This is a genomic window from Sphingopyxis indica (assembly GCF_900188185.1).
Lineage (GTDB): Bacteria > Pseudomonadota > Alphaproteobacteria > Sphingomonadales > Sphingomonadaceae > Sphingopyxis > Sphingopyxis indica.
In genome coordinates this window covers 16568-30193 of sequence record NZ_FZPA01000015.1, presented here as the reverse complement: position 1 = coordinate 30193, position 13626 = coordinate 16568, and the positions used below count along the sequence as shown (strand labels likewise).

Annotated in this window: 15 protein-coding genes and 1 tRNA gene; 3 read left to right on the top strand and 13 right to left on the bottom strand. The window is 66.1% G+C overall.

The annotated features are described in order from the left end of the window. Nucleotide 1: 1 nt before the first annotated feature. From CHB69_RS20250 to CHB69_RS16540, 4 genes are read right to left on the bottom strand one after another with little or no spacing between them, the layout of a single operon-like run. Entirely contained in the window at nucleotides 2–139 is a 138-nt protein-coding gene (locus CHB69_RS20250) for a hypothetical protein (RefSeq protein WP_170935608.1), read from the bottom strand. Then, nucleotides 139–570 (bottom strand): hypothetical protein, encoded by a 432-nt coding sequence (locus tag CHB69_RS16545; protein WP_089217052.1) that lies wholly within the window; start codon nucleotides 568–570, stop codon nucleotides 139–141. The genes CHB69_RS20250 and CHB69_RS16545 overlap by 1 nt, the downstream gene beginning before the upstream one ends. Before the next feature lie 7 nt (nucleotides 571–577). Continuing rightward, nucleotides 578–709, bottom strand: coding sequence for a hypothetical protein (locus tag CHB69_RS20685; RefSeq protein ID WP_281252666.1), 132 nt, complete (start codon nucleotides 707–709; stop codon nucleotides 578–580). Nucleotides 710–711: 2 nt separating this feature from the next. Next, nucleotides 712–1173, bottom strand: coding sequence for a hypothetical protein (locus CHB69_RS16540; RefSeq protein ID WP_141134021.1), 462 nt, complete (start codon nucleotides 1171–1173; stop codon nucleotides 712–714). 420 nt (nucleotides 1174–1593) lie between these two features. Here CHB69_RS16540 and CHB69_RS16530 point away from each other — a divergent pair. Continuing rightward, nucleotides 1594–1669: transfer RNA gene (locus tag CHB69_RS16530), tRNA-Val, on the top strand. On the opposite strand, the gene CHB69_RS16525 is transcribed toward CHB69_RS16530, so the two are convergent. The 4 genes from CHB69_RS16525 to CHB69_RS16510 form a co-directional block, all read right to left on the bottom strand. Beyond that, nucleotides 1657–3258: a DUF389 domain-containing protein gene (locus CHB69_RS16525; RefSeq protein ID WP_089217049.1), complete on the bottom strand. Its 1602-nt coding sequence runs from the start codon at nucleotides 3256–3258 to the stop codon at nucleotides 1657–1659. The genes CHB69_RS16530 and CHB69_RS16525 overlap by 13 nt on opposite strands. Beyond that, nucleotides 3255–5930, bottom strand: coding sequence for an aconitate hydratase AcnA (acnA, locus tag CHB69_RS16520; RefSeq protein ID WP_089217048.1), 2676 nt, complete (start codon nucleotides 5928–5930; stop codon nucleotides 3255–3257). The genes CHB69_RS16525 and acnA overlap by 4 nt, the downstream gene beginning before the upstream one ends. Before the next feature lie 154 nt (nucleotides 5931–6084). Beyond that, nucleotides 6085–7101 (bottom strand): LacI family DNA-binding transcriptional regulator, encoded by a 1017-nt coding sequence (locus CHB69_RS16515; protein WP_245836897.1) that lies wholly within the window; start codon nucleotides 7099–7101, stop codon nucleotides 6085–6087. A 47-nt stretch (nucleotides 7102–7148) separates the two neighbouring features. Further along, a complete protein-coding gene (locus CHB69_RS16510) occupies nucleotides 7149–8810 on the bottom strand; it encodes a CHASE domain-containing protein (RefSeq protein WP_089217046.1) in 1662 nt (553 codons plus the stop codon). Between the two features lie 182 nt (nucleotides 8811–8992). Here CHB69_RS16510 and CHB69_RS16505 point away from each other — a divergent pair, with 182 nt between their 5' ends. Next, the gene (locus CHB69_RS16505) at nucleotides 8993–9646 is read left to right on the top strand and encodes a glutathione S-transferase family protein (RefSeq protein WP_089217116.1); all 654 of its coding nucleotides are present in this window, start codon (nucleotides 8993–8995) and stop codon (nucleotides 9644–9646) included. A gap of 43 nt (nucleotides 9647–9689) precedes the next feature. After that, on the top strand, nucleotides 9690–10169 hold the full coding sequence (locus CHB69_RS16500; RefSeq protein ID WP_170935607.1) for a hypothetical protein: 480 nt from the start codon (nucleotides 9690–9692) through the stop codon (nucleotides 10167–10169). Between the two features lie 229 nt (nucleotides 10170–10398). On the opposite strand, the gene rplQ is transcribed toward CHB69_RS16500, so the two are convergent. The 5 genes from rplQ to CHB69_RS16475 all read right to left on the bottom strand — a co-directional run bounded on the left by rplQ (nucleotide 10399) and on the right by CHB69_RS16475 (nucleotide 13617). Next, nucleotides 10399–10818, bottom strand: a complete 420-nt coding sequence (gene rplQ / locus CHB69_RS16495; protein WP_089217045.1) for a 50S ribosomal protein L17 — start codon at nucleotides 10816–10818, stop codon at nucleotides 10399–10401. Between the two features lie 165 nt (nucleotides 10819–10983). Then, nucleotides 10984–12042, bottom strand: coding sequence for a DNA-directed RNA polymerase subunit alpha (locus CHB69_RS16490; protein ID WP_089217044.1), 1059 nt, complete (start codon nucleotides 12040–12042; stop codon nucleotides 10984–10986). Between the two features lie 113 nt (nucleotides 12043–12155). Then, the gene (gene rpsK / locus CHB69_RS16485; RefSeq protein ID WP_003040416.1) at nucleotides 12156–12545 is read right to left on the bottom strand and encodes a 30S ribosomal protein S11; all 390 of its coding nucleotides are present in this window, start codon (nucleotides 12543–12545) and stop codon (nucleotides 12156–12158) included. 106 nt (nucleotides 12546–12651) lie between these two features. Further along, the gene (gene rpsM / locus CHB69_RS16480) at nucleotides 12652–13020 is read right to left on the bottom strand and encodes a 30S ribosomal protein S13 (RefSeq protein WP_089217043.1); all 369 of its coding nucleotides are present in this window, start codon (nucleotides 13018–13020) and stop codon (nucleotides 12652–12654) included. A gap of 201 nt (nucleotides 13021–13221) precedes the next feature. Continuing rightward, nucleotides 13222–13617, bottom strand: a complete 396-nt coding sequence (locus CHB69_RS16475; RefSeq protein ID WP_089217042.1) for a type II toxin-antitoxin system HicB family antitoxin — start codon at nucleotides 13615–13617, stop codon at nucleotides 13222–13224. Nucleotides 13618–13626: the final 9 nt, after the last annotated feature.

The following is a 13626-nucleotide window of genomic DNA, read 5'->3' as shown; positions in this document are numbered from 1 at the left end:
CCTACCAGTTCCAGCCGCGGCCGCTGAGCCCGTTCAAGAGATTGCCGAGCATCATCGCGGCGATGACAGCGCCGACGAACCACGGCCACCACGGGCTTTCCGGCTTGTCGTCGCGGGGGTCTGGCCAGATGCGGGGCATCAGCTGAAATGATCGAGCGCGTCGCTCGCGCGCTCCATCCAGCGGGCGAGGTCTTCGGGGCGGCGGTCGATCCAGTGGAAGCCGGTGAGCCAGGCGGTGCCGGTCCAATAGTCGCCGTCCTTCTGCCCGTCGAACAGGCGATATTCGTCCTCGGTCAGCACGAGGCAGAGAAAGCGCGGCGACAGGACGTGAACCAGATATTCGCTGCCGTCGCTGCCGTCGCCGCAAATCCATTCGGCGGGCACGCGCGCCGGGGCGGAATCGCCGAACAGCGCCAGCACGGCGCGCGCGAGGCGGTCGGTCGGCCCGTCCTTCACTGCGCGGCGGATCGTGCGGGCATCGACATCGAGCGCGCGGGCAAGCGCCACCTGCCATCCGACAGCCGACCCGTGCCACGCGACGCCGTTCGAAATGAAATCTTCGCGGGTCATGGAGCTATCATCCTTGCGAATGCTTCTGCCACACCCCTGCCTCGGCGTCGGCGTAGATTTTGAGCGCCGTCGCCACTGCCACCGCGCGGGGCGATGGCAGCGCGTCGATACGGGCAAGAGGGCCGGTCTTTCGCGCCATCGTCAAGCGCCCGGTTGCATAGCGCCGCGACGAAGCGCTTTGAGCGCGTCCTTGCGCTGGTTCTTCGTCATGGTCGAAACATCATAACCGGCGGCGGCGAGCATCGCATTGTTGGCGTCGGCGCGATCCTGAAGTTCCTCGAAAGCGGCGCGGCGCTCGGCTTCCTTGCGCTCATGCGCGCGGTGGCTGATGATGGTCAGCTCGGCCGAAACAGCCATGTTCCAGAAGCGCCGCGCGACGAACGCATCGACGGTCTGCTCATCGGCGTCGCCCCACCATTTGCACGAATCGTTGCAAATCGTGTCGTGATCCGAAACGCGGATGCGGTCGCCGCCGGCGCAATCGAAATAGGCGCTGTAGCCGCCGTTGCGATTGATGCTGGTGTTGAGCCCGCCAACGGCCAGACCGCGTTCGGCGATCATGCGGCGGAGCGTTTCGGCCTTCGAGAAAATAGCGTTTGTCATCTTGCCGGGCCTCCATTGCCCTTGCTATTTCGACCGGGACCATCTCCCTTGCCGATAAATGTCCTATATAGGACATTTTGGGGCGGCGCAAGCGATTTTTGAAATCCTCCATGATGATGCGCACTGAGATGCATCACCTCAACGCCATCATAATAGCCTTTGGCAATGTTGCGCAAAGCCCCCTCCTCGCCCTCTGCTCGCGCAGATACAGCCACCCCAACAGTAAAAACCCGATCAGCAGCGGGGGCGAGCGGATCATGCGTAAGGGGAGGGTGATCCAGAGGAACAGGCGACGAACATAGTGCGGGACCTGTGCGGGACTCTCGACGCCGTTCGTTTTCTTTTCGTTCGGGTCGCTTTCGCCAGATTGCGCTTGACGCGACGCTGAAACGCCAGCAAATGCGCGGCTCCCACGCGATGGGGCGCTTAGCTCAGTTGGTAGAGCATCTCGTTTACACCGAGAGGGTCGGCGGTTCGAGCCCGTCAGCGCCCACCAGCGGAACCATCACCCGCGTCCGGCATCTGCCATTTGGCCGTCACGGTGCCGCCGCCTTTCGCCGCGTCGTCCGCGACCGTAACCGATGTGCCGTCGCCTTCGAGAATTTTCTGCAACATCGCCGCCCCCGGGCCGCTGAGTTCGACCGGAAGGATGCCGCGCGTCGCGGCCCAGCGCAGGAGTTGATAGTCGGCGGCCGAGCCGTCTACGATCTTGTCGTCGGCGACCATGACGGAGGGGAGCGGCAGCGCGGGCGGGACGAGTTCTATCGTCCAGCCGGGGCGCGCGGTCTGCAGCCGCCGTTCGAGCGCGCGATAGGCGGCGAGCCCGGTATCGGGCAGGCGCGCCGCGCGGACCGTGGCGCGCTTTTTTTCATTGTCGACGGTGACATTGCTTTCTGCGACCCCGGCGAGCAGCGCGAGATCGTGGCTGATCGCCGCATTGTCGCGCTCTGCGCGCGCCGCGACGTCGCGCAGTTGTTCCATGCCGCTGCGCGCCGCGGCAAGATCGACCGAGGCGCCGATCAGATATTGGTCGAGGGTCACGCTCGCATCGCGGTTCAGCCGCTTCTCGATTGCCGCTTCGACCTTGGCGTCGGCGCCCTGCTGCGCGGCGCGGGTGAGGACCGACGCCTGGACGACGATCGGCGATCCCGTCGCATCGACCGCGAAATCGGTGATCCGGCTGGGGCTCGGGAAGATGTCGCGGATCGCGGCGCGCGCCTGCGTCTGCACCGTCGCTTCCCACGCGATCTGCCGCAGCGAAAAGCCGAGCGGCACCGCGAGAAGCAGGAAGGAGGCGACGATGATGAAGGTCTGCCAGCGCGTCTGGTCGGGCGACAAGGTGGCCGAAAAGCCATAGGCGCGCGCAACGATTGCCGCCGACAGCGCGATCGTCATGAAGTTGGTGAAGAAGAGCATCAGCGCGCCGCCGAAGATGCTCCACTGCGCGGTCGCGAGCCCGAAGCCGACGACCGCGAGCGGCGGCATCAGGGCGGTGGCGATCGCCACCCCGATGATCGTCCCCTCGCGCCCGCGCACCACCGCATAGGCGCCCGCGAGCGCCGAGAAGAAGGCGACGCCGAGGTCGAAGAGATTGGGTCGCGTCCGCGCGGCAATTTCGCTCGTCACCGCCTCGAGCGGCGATGCCTTGACGATGACGACGCAAAGCAGCAGTGCGAGCAGCACCCCGCCGAGCAGGGTGAGCACGCAATCCTTCATCCAGCGGAAATCGACCGTTGCGATCGCAAAGCCAAGCGCGACGATCGGACCCATCAGCGGCGCGAGCAGCATCGCGCCGATGATCACCGCAACGCTGTTCTGTAACAGGCCGAGGATCGCGATCGCCGCCGACATCGAAGTCATGAAGGCGAAGCGGTTCGACCAGTCGCCGTCGTGGGCGATCTTGTCGATCACCGCGACCTGGTCGATCTGCGCGACTTCCTCGGCCCAGCGCTCGCGGAAGTGAACGATACGGCGGAGCAGGGTCCAGCGCCAGTGCCTGGCGGTTTCGGTCACCTTTTCGGAGACCGTGTCCTTGACCTCGTCGGCGGCCTCTCCGGCCGCCGGCTCCGCCGTCTTTTCGCTCACGCAGCGAGCTTCCTCAGCACATAGTGCAGGATGCCGCCGTTCATATAATATTCGAGCTCGTTCGCGGTGTCGATGCGGCAGAGCGTGTCGAAGGCGAAGGTCGAGCCGTCGGGGCGCGTGACTTCGACCGTCACCGTCTGGCGCGGCTTCAGGTCGGCGATGCCGGTGATGGTGAAGCTGTCGTCGCCGGTCAGGCCCAACGTCTCGCGCGTGTCGCCGTCCTTGAACTGGAGCGGCAGCACGCCCATGCCGACGAGGTTCGAGCGGTGGATGCGCTCGAAACTTTCGACGATCACCGCGCGGACGCCGAGCAGGTTGGTGCCTTTCGCCGCCCAGTCGCGCGACGAGCCGGTGCCATATTCCTTGCCCGCGACGACGACGAGCGGGGTGCCGTCGGCCTTGTGGCGCATCGCGACGTCATAGATCGGCATGACTTCGCCCTTGTAGCGCGACATGCCGCCTTCGATTCCGGGGACCATTTCATTCTTGATGCGGATGTTGGCGAAGGTGCCGCGCATCATCACTTCGTGGTGGCCGCGGCGCGAGCCGTAGCTGTTGAAGTCGGCTTTGCTGACCTGATGTTCCATAAGCCATTTTCCGGCCGGGCTGTCTGCCTTGATGCTACCCGCGGGGCTGATGTGGTCGGTGGTGATGCTGTCGCCCAAAATCGCGAGCGGCTTGGCGCCGACGATGTCGGCGACCGGCGCCGGGGTCATTTCCATGCCGTCGAAATAGGGCGGATTCGCGACATAGGTGCTGCCCGCGCGCCACTGATAGGTGTCCGATCCTTCGACCTCGATCTTCTGCCAATGCTCGTCGCCCTTGTAGACATGGGCGTAGCGGCCCAGGAACATGTCGCGGTCGACGGCGCCCGCGATCGCGTCGCTGACTTCCTGATTGGTCGGCCAGATGTCGGCGAGGAACACGTCCTTGCCGTCCTTGTCCTGCCCGATCGGGGTCGTGGTGAAATCCTGTGTCACCGTGCCCTTCAGCGCATAGGCGACGACGAGCGGCGGCGAGGCGAGAAAGTTCGCGCGCACGTCGGGCGACACGCGGCCTTCGAAGTTGCGATTGCCCGACAGCACCGACGCGGCGACGATGTCGTTGCCGTTGATCGCCGAGGAGATCGGCTCGGCGAGCGGCCCCGAATTGCCGATGCAGGTCGTGCAGCCATAGCCGACGAGATTATAGCCGATCGCGTCGAGATGGTCCTGCAGCCCCGCCTTGGCCAGATAGTCGGTGACGACCTGCGACCCCGGCGCCAGCGACGTCTTGACCCACGGCTTGGGCTTCAGCCCGCGCTCGTTCGCCTTTTTCGCGACGAGCCCCGCGGCGATCATCACGCCGGGGTTCGAGGTGTTGGTGCAGCTGGTGATCGCGGCGATCACGACGTCGCCGTCGCCGATGTCGTGATCCTTGCCCGCGACCGGCACGCGCTTTGCCGCATCCTTGTTGTAGAGCTTCTTGAGGTCGGCGTTGAACACGTCGTCGACTTCGGTGAGCACGACCTTGTCCTGCGGGCGTTTCGGCCCCGCGAGGCTGGGCACGACGCTGCCCATGTCGAGCTCGAGCGTGTCGGTGAAGACGGGGTCGGGCATACCCGCGTGGCGCCACAGACCCTGCGCTTTGGTATAGGCCTCGACCAGCGCGACCGTCTCTTCGCTGCGCCCCGTCAGGCGCATATAGTCGAGCGTCTTGTCGTCGATGCCGAAGAAGCCGCAGGTCGCGCCATATTCGGGCGCCATATTGGCGAGCGTCGCGCGGTCGGCGAGGCTGAGGCTGTCGAGGCCGGGGCCGTAATATTCGACGAAGCGCCCGACGACGCCCTTGGCGCGCAGCATCTGCGTCGCGGTGAGCACGAGGTCGGTCGCGGTCACGCCTTCCTTCAATTGCCCGGTCAGCTTGAAGCCGACGACCTCGGGGATCAGCATCGACACCGGCTGGCCCAGCATCGCCGCCTCGGCCTCGATCCCGCCGACGCCCCAGCCGAGCACGCCGAGCCCGTTGATCATCGTCGTGTGGCTGTCGGTGCCGACGCAGGTGTCGGGATAGGCGACGGTTTCGCCCGATCCGTCCTCGCTCGACCACACCGCCTGCGCGATATGTTCGAGGTTGACCTGGTGGCAGATGCCGGTGCCCGGCGGCACCGCCTTGAAATTGTCGAGGCTCTTCGACCCCCACTTCAGGAAGTCATAGCGTTCACCGTTGCGATAATATTCGATCTCGACATTGCGCTCGAACGCTTTCGGCGTGCCGAATTCGTCGACCATCACGCTATGGTCGATGACGAGGTGGACGGGGACGAGCGGGTTGATCTTCGACGTGTCGCCGCCGAGCTTCGCGATCGCATCGCGCATTGCAGCCAGGTCGACGACGCAGGGAACGCCGGTGAAATCCTGAAGCAGCACGCGCGCCGGGCGATACTGGATTTCGCGGGCCGAGCGCGGGTCCGACTGCCAGTCGATCAGTGCCTGCACATCGTCGGTCGACACGGTGAAGCCGCCGTCCTCGAAGCGCAGCAGATTTTCGAGCAGCACCTTCATGCTGAAGGGCAGCCGCGACACGTCCCCGAGCTTCGCCGCCGCCTTGTCGAGCGAATAGTACGCGTATTTTTTTCCGCCGACGTCGAGCGTCGAACGGGTTCCAAGCGTGTCGTGGCCGGTGGTGGTCATGTGCAGTTCCCTTGTCGGGCGCGGCGGGGAATGACCGCCCGCAAGCCCGGCCGGGAGAGCGGGGCAAAGGGGAGTCGCGCGCGCGGTTTATGTTCGGCGCTTCCCTACGCCGGAGGGCGGGAAATGCAAGGGGGTCGGGAGGGTCGGTTGGCGCTCAGGCGGTGCCGCGGACCGCGAGGCGGACGGGGATGCGCGTGCCGCTGCGGCTGTGGTCGGCATCTTCGAGCGCCATCGCGACAAGCGCTTCGCCCGCGGCGTCGAGGTCGGGCTCGAGGGTGGTGAGCGCAGGGTCGGCGAGGGTGCCGGCGCGGATGCCGTCGAAGCCGATCAGCGCGACGTCGCCGGGGACGCTGCGCCCCGTTTCCTTGATCCCCTGAAGCACCCCCAGCGCGAGCATGTCGCTCGCCGCGAAGATGCCGTCGATGTCGGGATGCGCGGCGAGCAGTTCGCGCGCCGCGGCGACGCCCTGCGCATGGCGGTCGGGGCCGGCGGGCGGTTCGGCGATCAGGGGGGTGATGCCGCGCGCTTCGAGCGCGGCGATGAAGCCGTCGCGGCGCTCGTCGAACTGGCGCTGCGGCGAGCGCTGCGGCCCGACGAAGGCGAGGATACGGCGCCCCCTGGCGACGAGATGCTCGGCGGCGAGGCGGCCGCCGATGTCATTGTCGCTGCGCATCCAGTGGAAGGGGTCGCCGGGGCTGCCCCAGCAGGTGAAGTCGAAGCCCGCGGCTTGCGCGTCGGCGAAATAATCCCATGCGGCGCGGTTGCTGGTCGTGCCGATGACGATCATCGCGTCGGCGAGGCCCGAGGCGACGAAATCGGCGCGGAAATTTGCCTCGCTCTCCTGAAAGCTGACAAGCAGGTTGAAGCCGCGCGCCGAGGTTGCGGCAGCGATGCTGCCCAACAGCGCGAAGTAGAAGGGGTTGATCGCGCTGCGGTCCTCGCCGGGGCGGCAGATGGTGACGAGCGCGATCGTCTCGCTGCTCTTGAGGCGCAAGCTGGAGGCGTGGCGGTCGACGACATAGCCGAGCTCGCGCGCCGCGGCGGACACGCGCGCGCGCGTTTCGGCATTGACGCCGGGGCTGTTCCTCAGCGCGCGCGACACGGTCGATTGCGACACGCCCGCGCGCTCGGCGACGTCGAACGATGTGGGGCGCATCAATTTTCCGCTCACCTGGTCATTCTCCCTCGCGGTTTCTCTTGCCGCGGGGCGGGGCCTTGTCAATCTGTAGGCGCCGGCCAGCGGATGACCACCGACAGGGCGTGGTCGGCGGCGCTGCGCCGCCAGCTGCCGCCGAGCTGGCGCTCGATCATCGTGCGGATGAAATGGGTGCCGAAACTTTCGGTGTCGAAATGCGGGGTTTGGGGGAGGGCGCTTTCGGTCCAGGCGAATTCGATCGTGTCGCCGTCGCGGCGCCATGCGACCGCCAGCTCGCCCTTGCCGGCGAGCGCACCATATTTGACGCTGTTGGTGACGAGTTCGTGGATCGCGAGTGCGAAGGCCTGCGCGCCGTCGTCATGGAGGCGGACTTCGGGGCCGTCGAGCGCGGCGCGGCGTTCGGCGGACCAGCCCGCGAGTTCGAGTTCGCGGCGGACCAGGGCGCCGAGGTCGACGGTGTCGACCGCGCCGGTGACGAGCATCTGCTTGGCATCGGACAGGGCGCGCAGCCGGCCGTCGAAGCGCGTTTCGAAATCGGCAAGATCGGTGGATTCGCGTAAGGTGATGCGCGCGAGCGCGCCGATGCGCGCAAAGGCGTTTTTCATCCGGTGCGCCATCTCGCCGATCATCAGCTCGCGGTCCTCGGCGTGGCGCGCGCGTTCCTCGGCAAGCGCCTTGAAGGCGCCGAGGCGGCGTTGCTGGAGCTTGTGGAGCTGGATCGCGAGGAAGGCGAGCGCGAAGCCGGCGAGCAGGATTGCGAGCGGCCGTCCGAGCCGGTCGATGAAGCGGCCATAGGAGATGCGCATCACCCACTGCCGGTCGGCGACCCGCAGTCGCTCCTCATGCGCGTCCCAGCCGATGCGGCCGTGGGCGAATATGCGCTTCGCCTGCGGACCGTCGCCGGTCAGTATCTCGATCCCGTCGATATGTTCGAGTTCGGGGCCGAGCACCGCCTCCATCAAGTCGCCGATGCGGAAGGGCGCATAGACGAAGCCCTCGATCGGCCGGGCGCCCTGTCTGGTCGCGACGACATCGGCGGGCTCGGCGTCGGTGTCGAAGCGCGGCAGGGGCGCGGGCCGCAGCGCGTCCTCCCATGTCGCGACACGGGCATAGATGGGAACATAGATCAGGAAACCGGGCTGCTTTTTCGCGATGCGGCCTTCCTGCACCAGCTCGACGACGCCGCTCGCCGCGGGCTGGCCCGAGTGCCACGCACGGCGCATCGCCGCACGCCGCACCGGCTCGCTGTACATATCATAGCCGAGCGCGCGATGATTGCGCGGATCGTCGGGTTCGATGAGGATGATCGGAAAGCCGATCGCCTGATCGGTTTGCGGCCAGACGCGCAGCACCTGCCCGTAATTTTCGCGCAGCCGGTCCTCGACCGGAGCCGGTTTCCCCGGCTGCATCGCGAGCGCGATGCCGACGCCCTGCATCCCCGGCGCGCGCTCCTGCGGCCTGAGCGCGGCAAGATAGGCGCGGATGCCGGGGCCGCCGTCGATCATGTCCGACTGATAGAGCGCGCGCACCCCCTCGAGCACCGCGAGCTGATCGCGCAGCCGGCCGTTGACGAGCATCGCGACGCGCTCGGCCTGGTCGGCTTCCTGCGTCTTGTTGTAGATGAAGCTGGCGGTCGCGCCGGCGAGGGCGGCAAGAATGATGACAAATCCGATCGCGCGGACCGAAAAGGCCATCAGCCGGTCTGCCCAAGCGGATGGGCGCATAAAATAATCCTGTCCGAAGGCCGCCCCAGTACCGCCCCTTGGGACCAAATTGTTTCACGCCAAGCGGCTGATAGCAAGCGGCTTTGCACTCGTTTCGGCCCGCATAAGGGGCGCGCCGGCATGGGTTGTGAATCGCAACCCGAAGCCTATGGTGCCCGCACAATGGCAAAAGGATGGACGCGATGATTATCTATGGTTCGGTGGTGTCGCCTTTCGTGCGCAAATTGCTCGGCTATCTCGGCGAGAAGGGGATCGCGTTCGAGCTGAAGGGGGTCGGCATCGGCGACCCCGACCCGGGTTTCCGGGCCGCCTCGCCGCTCGGCAAAATGCCCGCGATGGACGACGACGGCTTTCTCCTCGCCGACTCGAGCGCGATCATCCATTATCTCGAGGCCAAATATCCCGAACCCGCGCTGATCCCCGCCGATCCGCAGGAGCGCGGGCGCGTGATCTGGTGGGACGAGTTCGGCGATACGGTGTTCGCCGCGTGCGGCGGCAAGATGTTCTTCAACCGCATCGTCGCGCCGCGCTTTCTGGGCCGCGAGGGCGACCTTGCCGCCGCGGCCGCTGCCGAGGCCGAGGAATTGCCGAAGCTGCTCGACTATCTCGAAAGCGCGATCCCGGCGTCGGGCTTCCTGGTCGGCGACCGGCTGACGCTCGCCGACCTCGCCGCGGTGTCGCCGCTGATGAACATCCGCCATTGCGGCGCTGCCGCCGACCCGGCGCGCTATCCGAAGATCGCCGCGTGGAGCGAGGCGATCCTCGCGCGGCCGAGCCTCGCGCCGTGGATCGCGAAGGAAGAGCGGATGATGGCGAAGCTGCGCGAACAGGCTTGATCGCCGGGCGCGATCGGCGATAGTCGGGCGCGGGGGGCCTGTCATGGACGTGATACCGCATCGCTATCCGCTGCCGCTGCACCACAGCTGGCCGCTGTTCGAACGCGCGCGGCACTTCGATCTCGGCTGGGTCGAGCGCGACGGGGGGCGCCCGCCCGGAACTGCCGATACGCCGTCCGACCTGAACCCCGAGGTGGCGGCCGCCATGGGGATCGGAACGTGGCACTGCGACCTGTTGAACGACCGCCTGAGCTGGTCGGACGCGGTCCACGACATGTTCGGCCTCGCGCGCGGCGTCGCGGCGACGCGTCCCTATGCGGTTGCGCAATATTGCGAAGGGTCGCGCGCCGCGATGGAGCGGCTGCGCGCACATGCGATCGCGCATCGGCGCGGCTTCACCCTCGACGTCGAAATCGGCCCGGCGCTGGCGCGGCCGCGCTGGGTGCGGCTGATCGCGGCGCCGGTCTGCGTCGGCGACGAGGTCGTCGCGCTGCACGGGTTGAAGCGGTTGCTGTCGGATTAGGCTCAGGACCCCAAAGCATGAGATCATCTTTGACCGGATAAGCCTGTGTGCTCCCGCGAAGGCGGGAGCCCATCTCCCGGCCGCCCTATCTTGAGCCGATCGGAGATGGGTCCCCGCCTTCGCGGGGACACACGCGCTTCATTCAAAGTCGATCCGACTTAAACGATCCACGAAAAAGGGCGGCGTTCCTGCGAACGCCGCCCTTTGTCTTTCGCTGGAAAAGCGCGGCTTACGCGTCTTCCAGTTCCTCGTCGGTCAGCACCGGACCCGAATCCTGGCCCTTCGCTTCGACGTCGCGGTCGACGAATTCGATGATCGCCATCGGCGCCGCGTCCGAGGCGCGGATGCCCGCCTTGATGACGCGCGTGTAGCCGCCGTTGCGGTCCTTGTAGCGCTCGGCGAGGACGTCGAACAGCTTGGCCAGCTGGGCGTCGTCCATCAGGCGGCTCTGCGCGAGACGGCGGTTGGCGAGGCCGCCACGCTTCGCGAGCGTGATCAGCTTTTCGACATAGGGACGCAGTTCCTTCGCTTTCGCGAGCGTCGTCGTGATCTGCTCATGCTTGATGAGCGACGCCGACATGTTGCGGAACATCGCGATGCGGTGCGCGCTGGTGCGCTGGAGCTTACGGCCACCCGATTTGTGACGCATGGTTTCTTCCTTCGTTTGTCAGAGGGGCCGTTTCACGGAACCCCAAGCCAGGCTCGCTTGCGGGGGAGCCCATTCCCGATATCGTCATCCCAGCGAAAGCTGGGATCGCCTGCGGCGTGTTGCCACGATAGCGGCCCCAGCTTGCGCTGGGGCGACGCAAATTCCTTAACCCAGCAGCTCCTGTTCGAGCTTCTTGGCCATTTCCTCGATATTCTCCGGCGGCCAGCCGGGGATGTCCATGCCGAGGCGCAGGCCCATCGACGACAGCACTTCCTTGATCTCGTTCAAGGATTTGCGGCCGAAATTCGGCGTGCGGAGCATCTCGGCCTCGGTCTTCTGAACCAGGTCGCCGATGTAGATGATATTGTCATTCTTGAGGCAGTTCGCGCTGCGGACCGACAGTTCGAGTTCGTCGACCTTCTTGAGCAGGAAGCGGTTGAGCTGGTTGACGTCGGACTCGTCGCTCGCCTGGCTCGGCGCGGCGACGCCGATCAGGCCGCTGTCGTTCATCGCCTCTTCGAAGTGGACGAAGACCTGGAGCTGGTCCTGGAGGATGCGCGCGGCATAGGCCACGGCGTCTTCCGGGGTCACCGTGCCGTCGGTTTCGACGGTCAGGTTCAGCTTGTCATAGTCGAGTTCCTGCCCGATGCGGGCATTCTCGACCTTGTAGGCGACCTGGCGCACCGGCGAATAGAGCGAGTCGACCGGGATCAGGCCGATCGGCGCGTCGGCCGGACGGTTGCCCGTCGCGGGGACATAGCCCTTGCCGGTGTCGGCGACGAGTTCCATGTTCAGCGTCGCGCCCTCGTCGAGGTGACAGATGACATGGTTCGGGTTCATCACCTTGATGTCGCCCGACACCATGATGTCACCGGCCTTGACGGTCGCAGGACCGGTCGCCGAGAGCTGGAGCCGCTTCGGGCCGTCGCCTTCCATCTTGAGCGCGACCTGCTTCACGTTCAGGACGATGTCGGTGACGTCCTCGCGGACGCCGGCGAGGCTCGAAAATTCGTGGAGGACGTTCTCGATCTTGATCGAGGTGATCGCAGCGCCCTGGAGCGAGGAGAGCAGCACGCGGCGCAGCGCGTTGCCGAGCGTCAGGCCGAAGCCGCGCTCGAGCGGTTCGGCGACGAAGGTCGCCTTGCGCTTGCCGTCGCTGCCGGCCTTGATTTCCAGGTTGCTGGGCTTCTTCAATTCCTGCCAGTTCCGGATATTGACAGTCATGGACTTCCCTTTGCTTTTGGCGGGACGGGCGGGGGGCGGGTTCCGGCCGGTCCGGCGTTAAAGAGGTGGTCGGTCGGCGCCCCCGCGGCAGGGCGCCTTACCGAAAGGCGGCGTCAGACGCGGCGGCGCTTGGCCGGGCGGACGCCATTGTGCGGGATCGGCGTCACGTCGCGGATCGACGTGATGTGGAAGCCCACGGCCTGCAGCGCGCGCAGCGCCGATTCGCGGCCCGCGCCCGGGCCCTTCACTTCGACTTCCAGCGTGCGGACGCCATGTTCGGCGGCCTTCTTGCCGGCGTCTTCGGCGCAGACCTGCGCGGCATAGGGCGTCGACTTGCGGCTGCCCTTGAAGCCCATCATGCCGGCGCTCGACCAGGCGATGGCGTTGCCCTGCGCGTCGGTGATGGTGATCATCGTGTTGTTGAAGGTCGCGTTGACGTGCGCGACACCCGACGAGATATTCTTGCGTTCGCGCCGGCGAAGGCGCTGCGGTTCACGAGCCATTGTGATCTATCCTACCTAAATCCGAAAAGCTGGCCGGCGGCGATATGTCGGCGCACCGGGCAGCGAAACAAAGGAAGCGCGCTCCCTGTATGGACGCGCTCGACCCTTACTTCTTCTTGCCTGCGATCGGCTTTGCCTTGCCCTTGCGGGTGCGCGCATTGGTGTGCGTGCGCTGGCCGCGGACCGGCAGGCCCTTACGATGGCGCAGGCCGCGATAGCAGGCGAGGTCCATCAGGCGCTTGATGTTCATCGCCGTTTCGCGGCGCAGGTCGCCCTCGACGGTGTGGTCGGCGTCGAGCGCTTCGCGGATCTGCAGGATTTCGGCGTCCGAAAGATCCTGGATGCGGCGGCTGTGGTCGATCCCCAGCTTGTCGGCGATGTCGACGGCGGTCTTGCGACCGATACCGTGGATATAGGTGAGCGCGATGATCACGCGCTTGTTGGTGGGCAGGTTGACGCCCGCGATACGTGCCATGTGATTCTTTCTCCTGCTCCACAGGGTTCGCTGGCAAACGAGCCCTATCTCAAAGCGTCTGTTTTCCAACGCAAAAAACGGACCACGAACACGCTTCCGCGCTTCGCCGTCCGGTCGGGCTGTTGGAATAGGGCGCAGTTAGGGCGAGTCGCCCCGATTGTCAAGCGAAGCCGCGGGTTTTGCGGCGGACCGAGGCCGGCATCAATGCACGCCGGCCAATTCATTTTGCGCGGCGCTGACCAGGAAGGCGCTGCGCGACAGCTTGCGCCTTTTGGCCGCAGCGTCGATCGCGGCGAGCATATGCGCGTCGATCGACACATTGACGCGCACCGCGCGGCCGCCCGAGCGAATATAGGGGATCGCCATCAGCATGTGGTCATCGCCGTCGGCCTCGCGGCTCCGGGCGATCTCGTTCATGTCGCGCGCCGGAAAGTCGGCGGCATCCTGATCGTCGAGGAACAATTCGATCGCCTCGATCGCGTTGCGCTCGAGCTCGATCAGGTCTTCGCCCGCCGAAAAACAGCCCGGCAGGTCGGGAAAGCTGATGCCATAGCTGCTGCCTGCATCCTTGTGAACGATCCCGATATAGTGGGTCATCGTCTTTTC

Bases quoted from the DNA above. Each gene is read 5' to 3' on its own strand.
- CHB69_RS20250 (WP_170935608.1), bottom strand. From the start codon at position 139: ATGCCCCGCATCTGGCCAGACCCCCGCGACGACAAGCCGGAAAGCCCG.
- rpsK (WP_003040416.1), bottom strand. From the start codon at position 12,545: ATGGCTCGTGAACCGCAGCGCCTTCGCCGGCGCGAACGCAAGAATATC.
- CHB69_RS20685 (WP_281252666.1), bottom strand. From the start codon at position 709: ATGGCGCGAAAGACCGGCCCTCTTGCCCGTATCGACGCGCTGCCATCG.
- CHB69_RS16545 (WP_089217052.1), bottom strand. From the start codon at position 570: ATGACCCGCGAAGATTTCATTTCGAACGGCGTCGCGTGGCACGGGTCG.
- CHB69_RS16540 (WP_141134021.1), bottom strand. From the start codon at position 1,173: ATGACAAACGCTATTTTCTCGAAGGCCGAAACGCTCCGCCGCATGATC.
- CHB69_RS16500 (WP_170935607.1), top strand. From the start codon at position 9,690: ATGGACGTGATACCGCATCGCTATCCGCTGCCGCTGCACCACAGCTGG.
- rpsM (WP_089217043.1), bottom strand. From the start codon at position 13,020: ATGGCACGTATCGCGGGCGTCAACCTGCCCACCAACAAGCGCGTGATC.
- CHB69_RS16510 (WP_089217046.1), bottom strand. From the start codon at position 8,810: ATGCGCCCATCCGCTTGGGCAGACCGGCTGATGGCCTTTTCGGTCCGC.
- CHB69_RS16475 (WP_089217042.1), bottom strand. From the start codon at position 13,617: ATGACCCACTATATCGGGATCGTTCACAAGGATGCAGGCAGCAGCTAT.
- rplQ (WP_089217045.1), bottom strand. From the start codon at position 10,818: ATGCGTCACAAATCGGGTGGCCGTAAGCTCCAGCGCACCAGCGCGCAC.
- CHB69_RS16490 (WP_089217044.1), bottom strand. From the start codon at position 12,042: ATGACTGTCAATATCCGGAACTGGCAGGAATTGAAGAAGCCCAGCAAC.
- CHB69_RS16505 (WP_089217116.1), top strand. From the start codon at position 8,993: ATGATTATCTATGGTTCGGTGGTGTCGCCTTTCGTGCGCAAATTGCTC.
- acnA (WP_089217048.1), bottom strand. From the start codon at position 5,930: ATGACCACCACCGGCCACGACACGCTTGGAACCCGTTCGACGCTCGAC.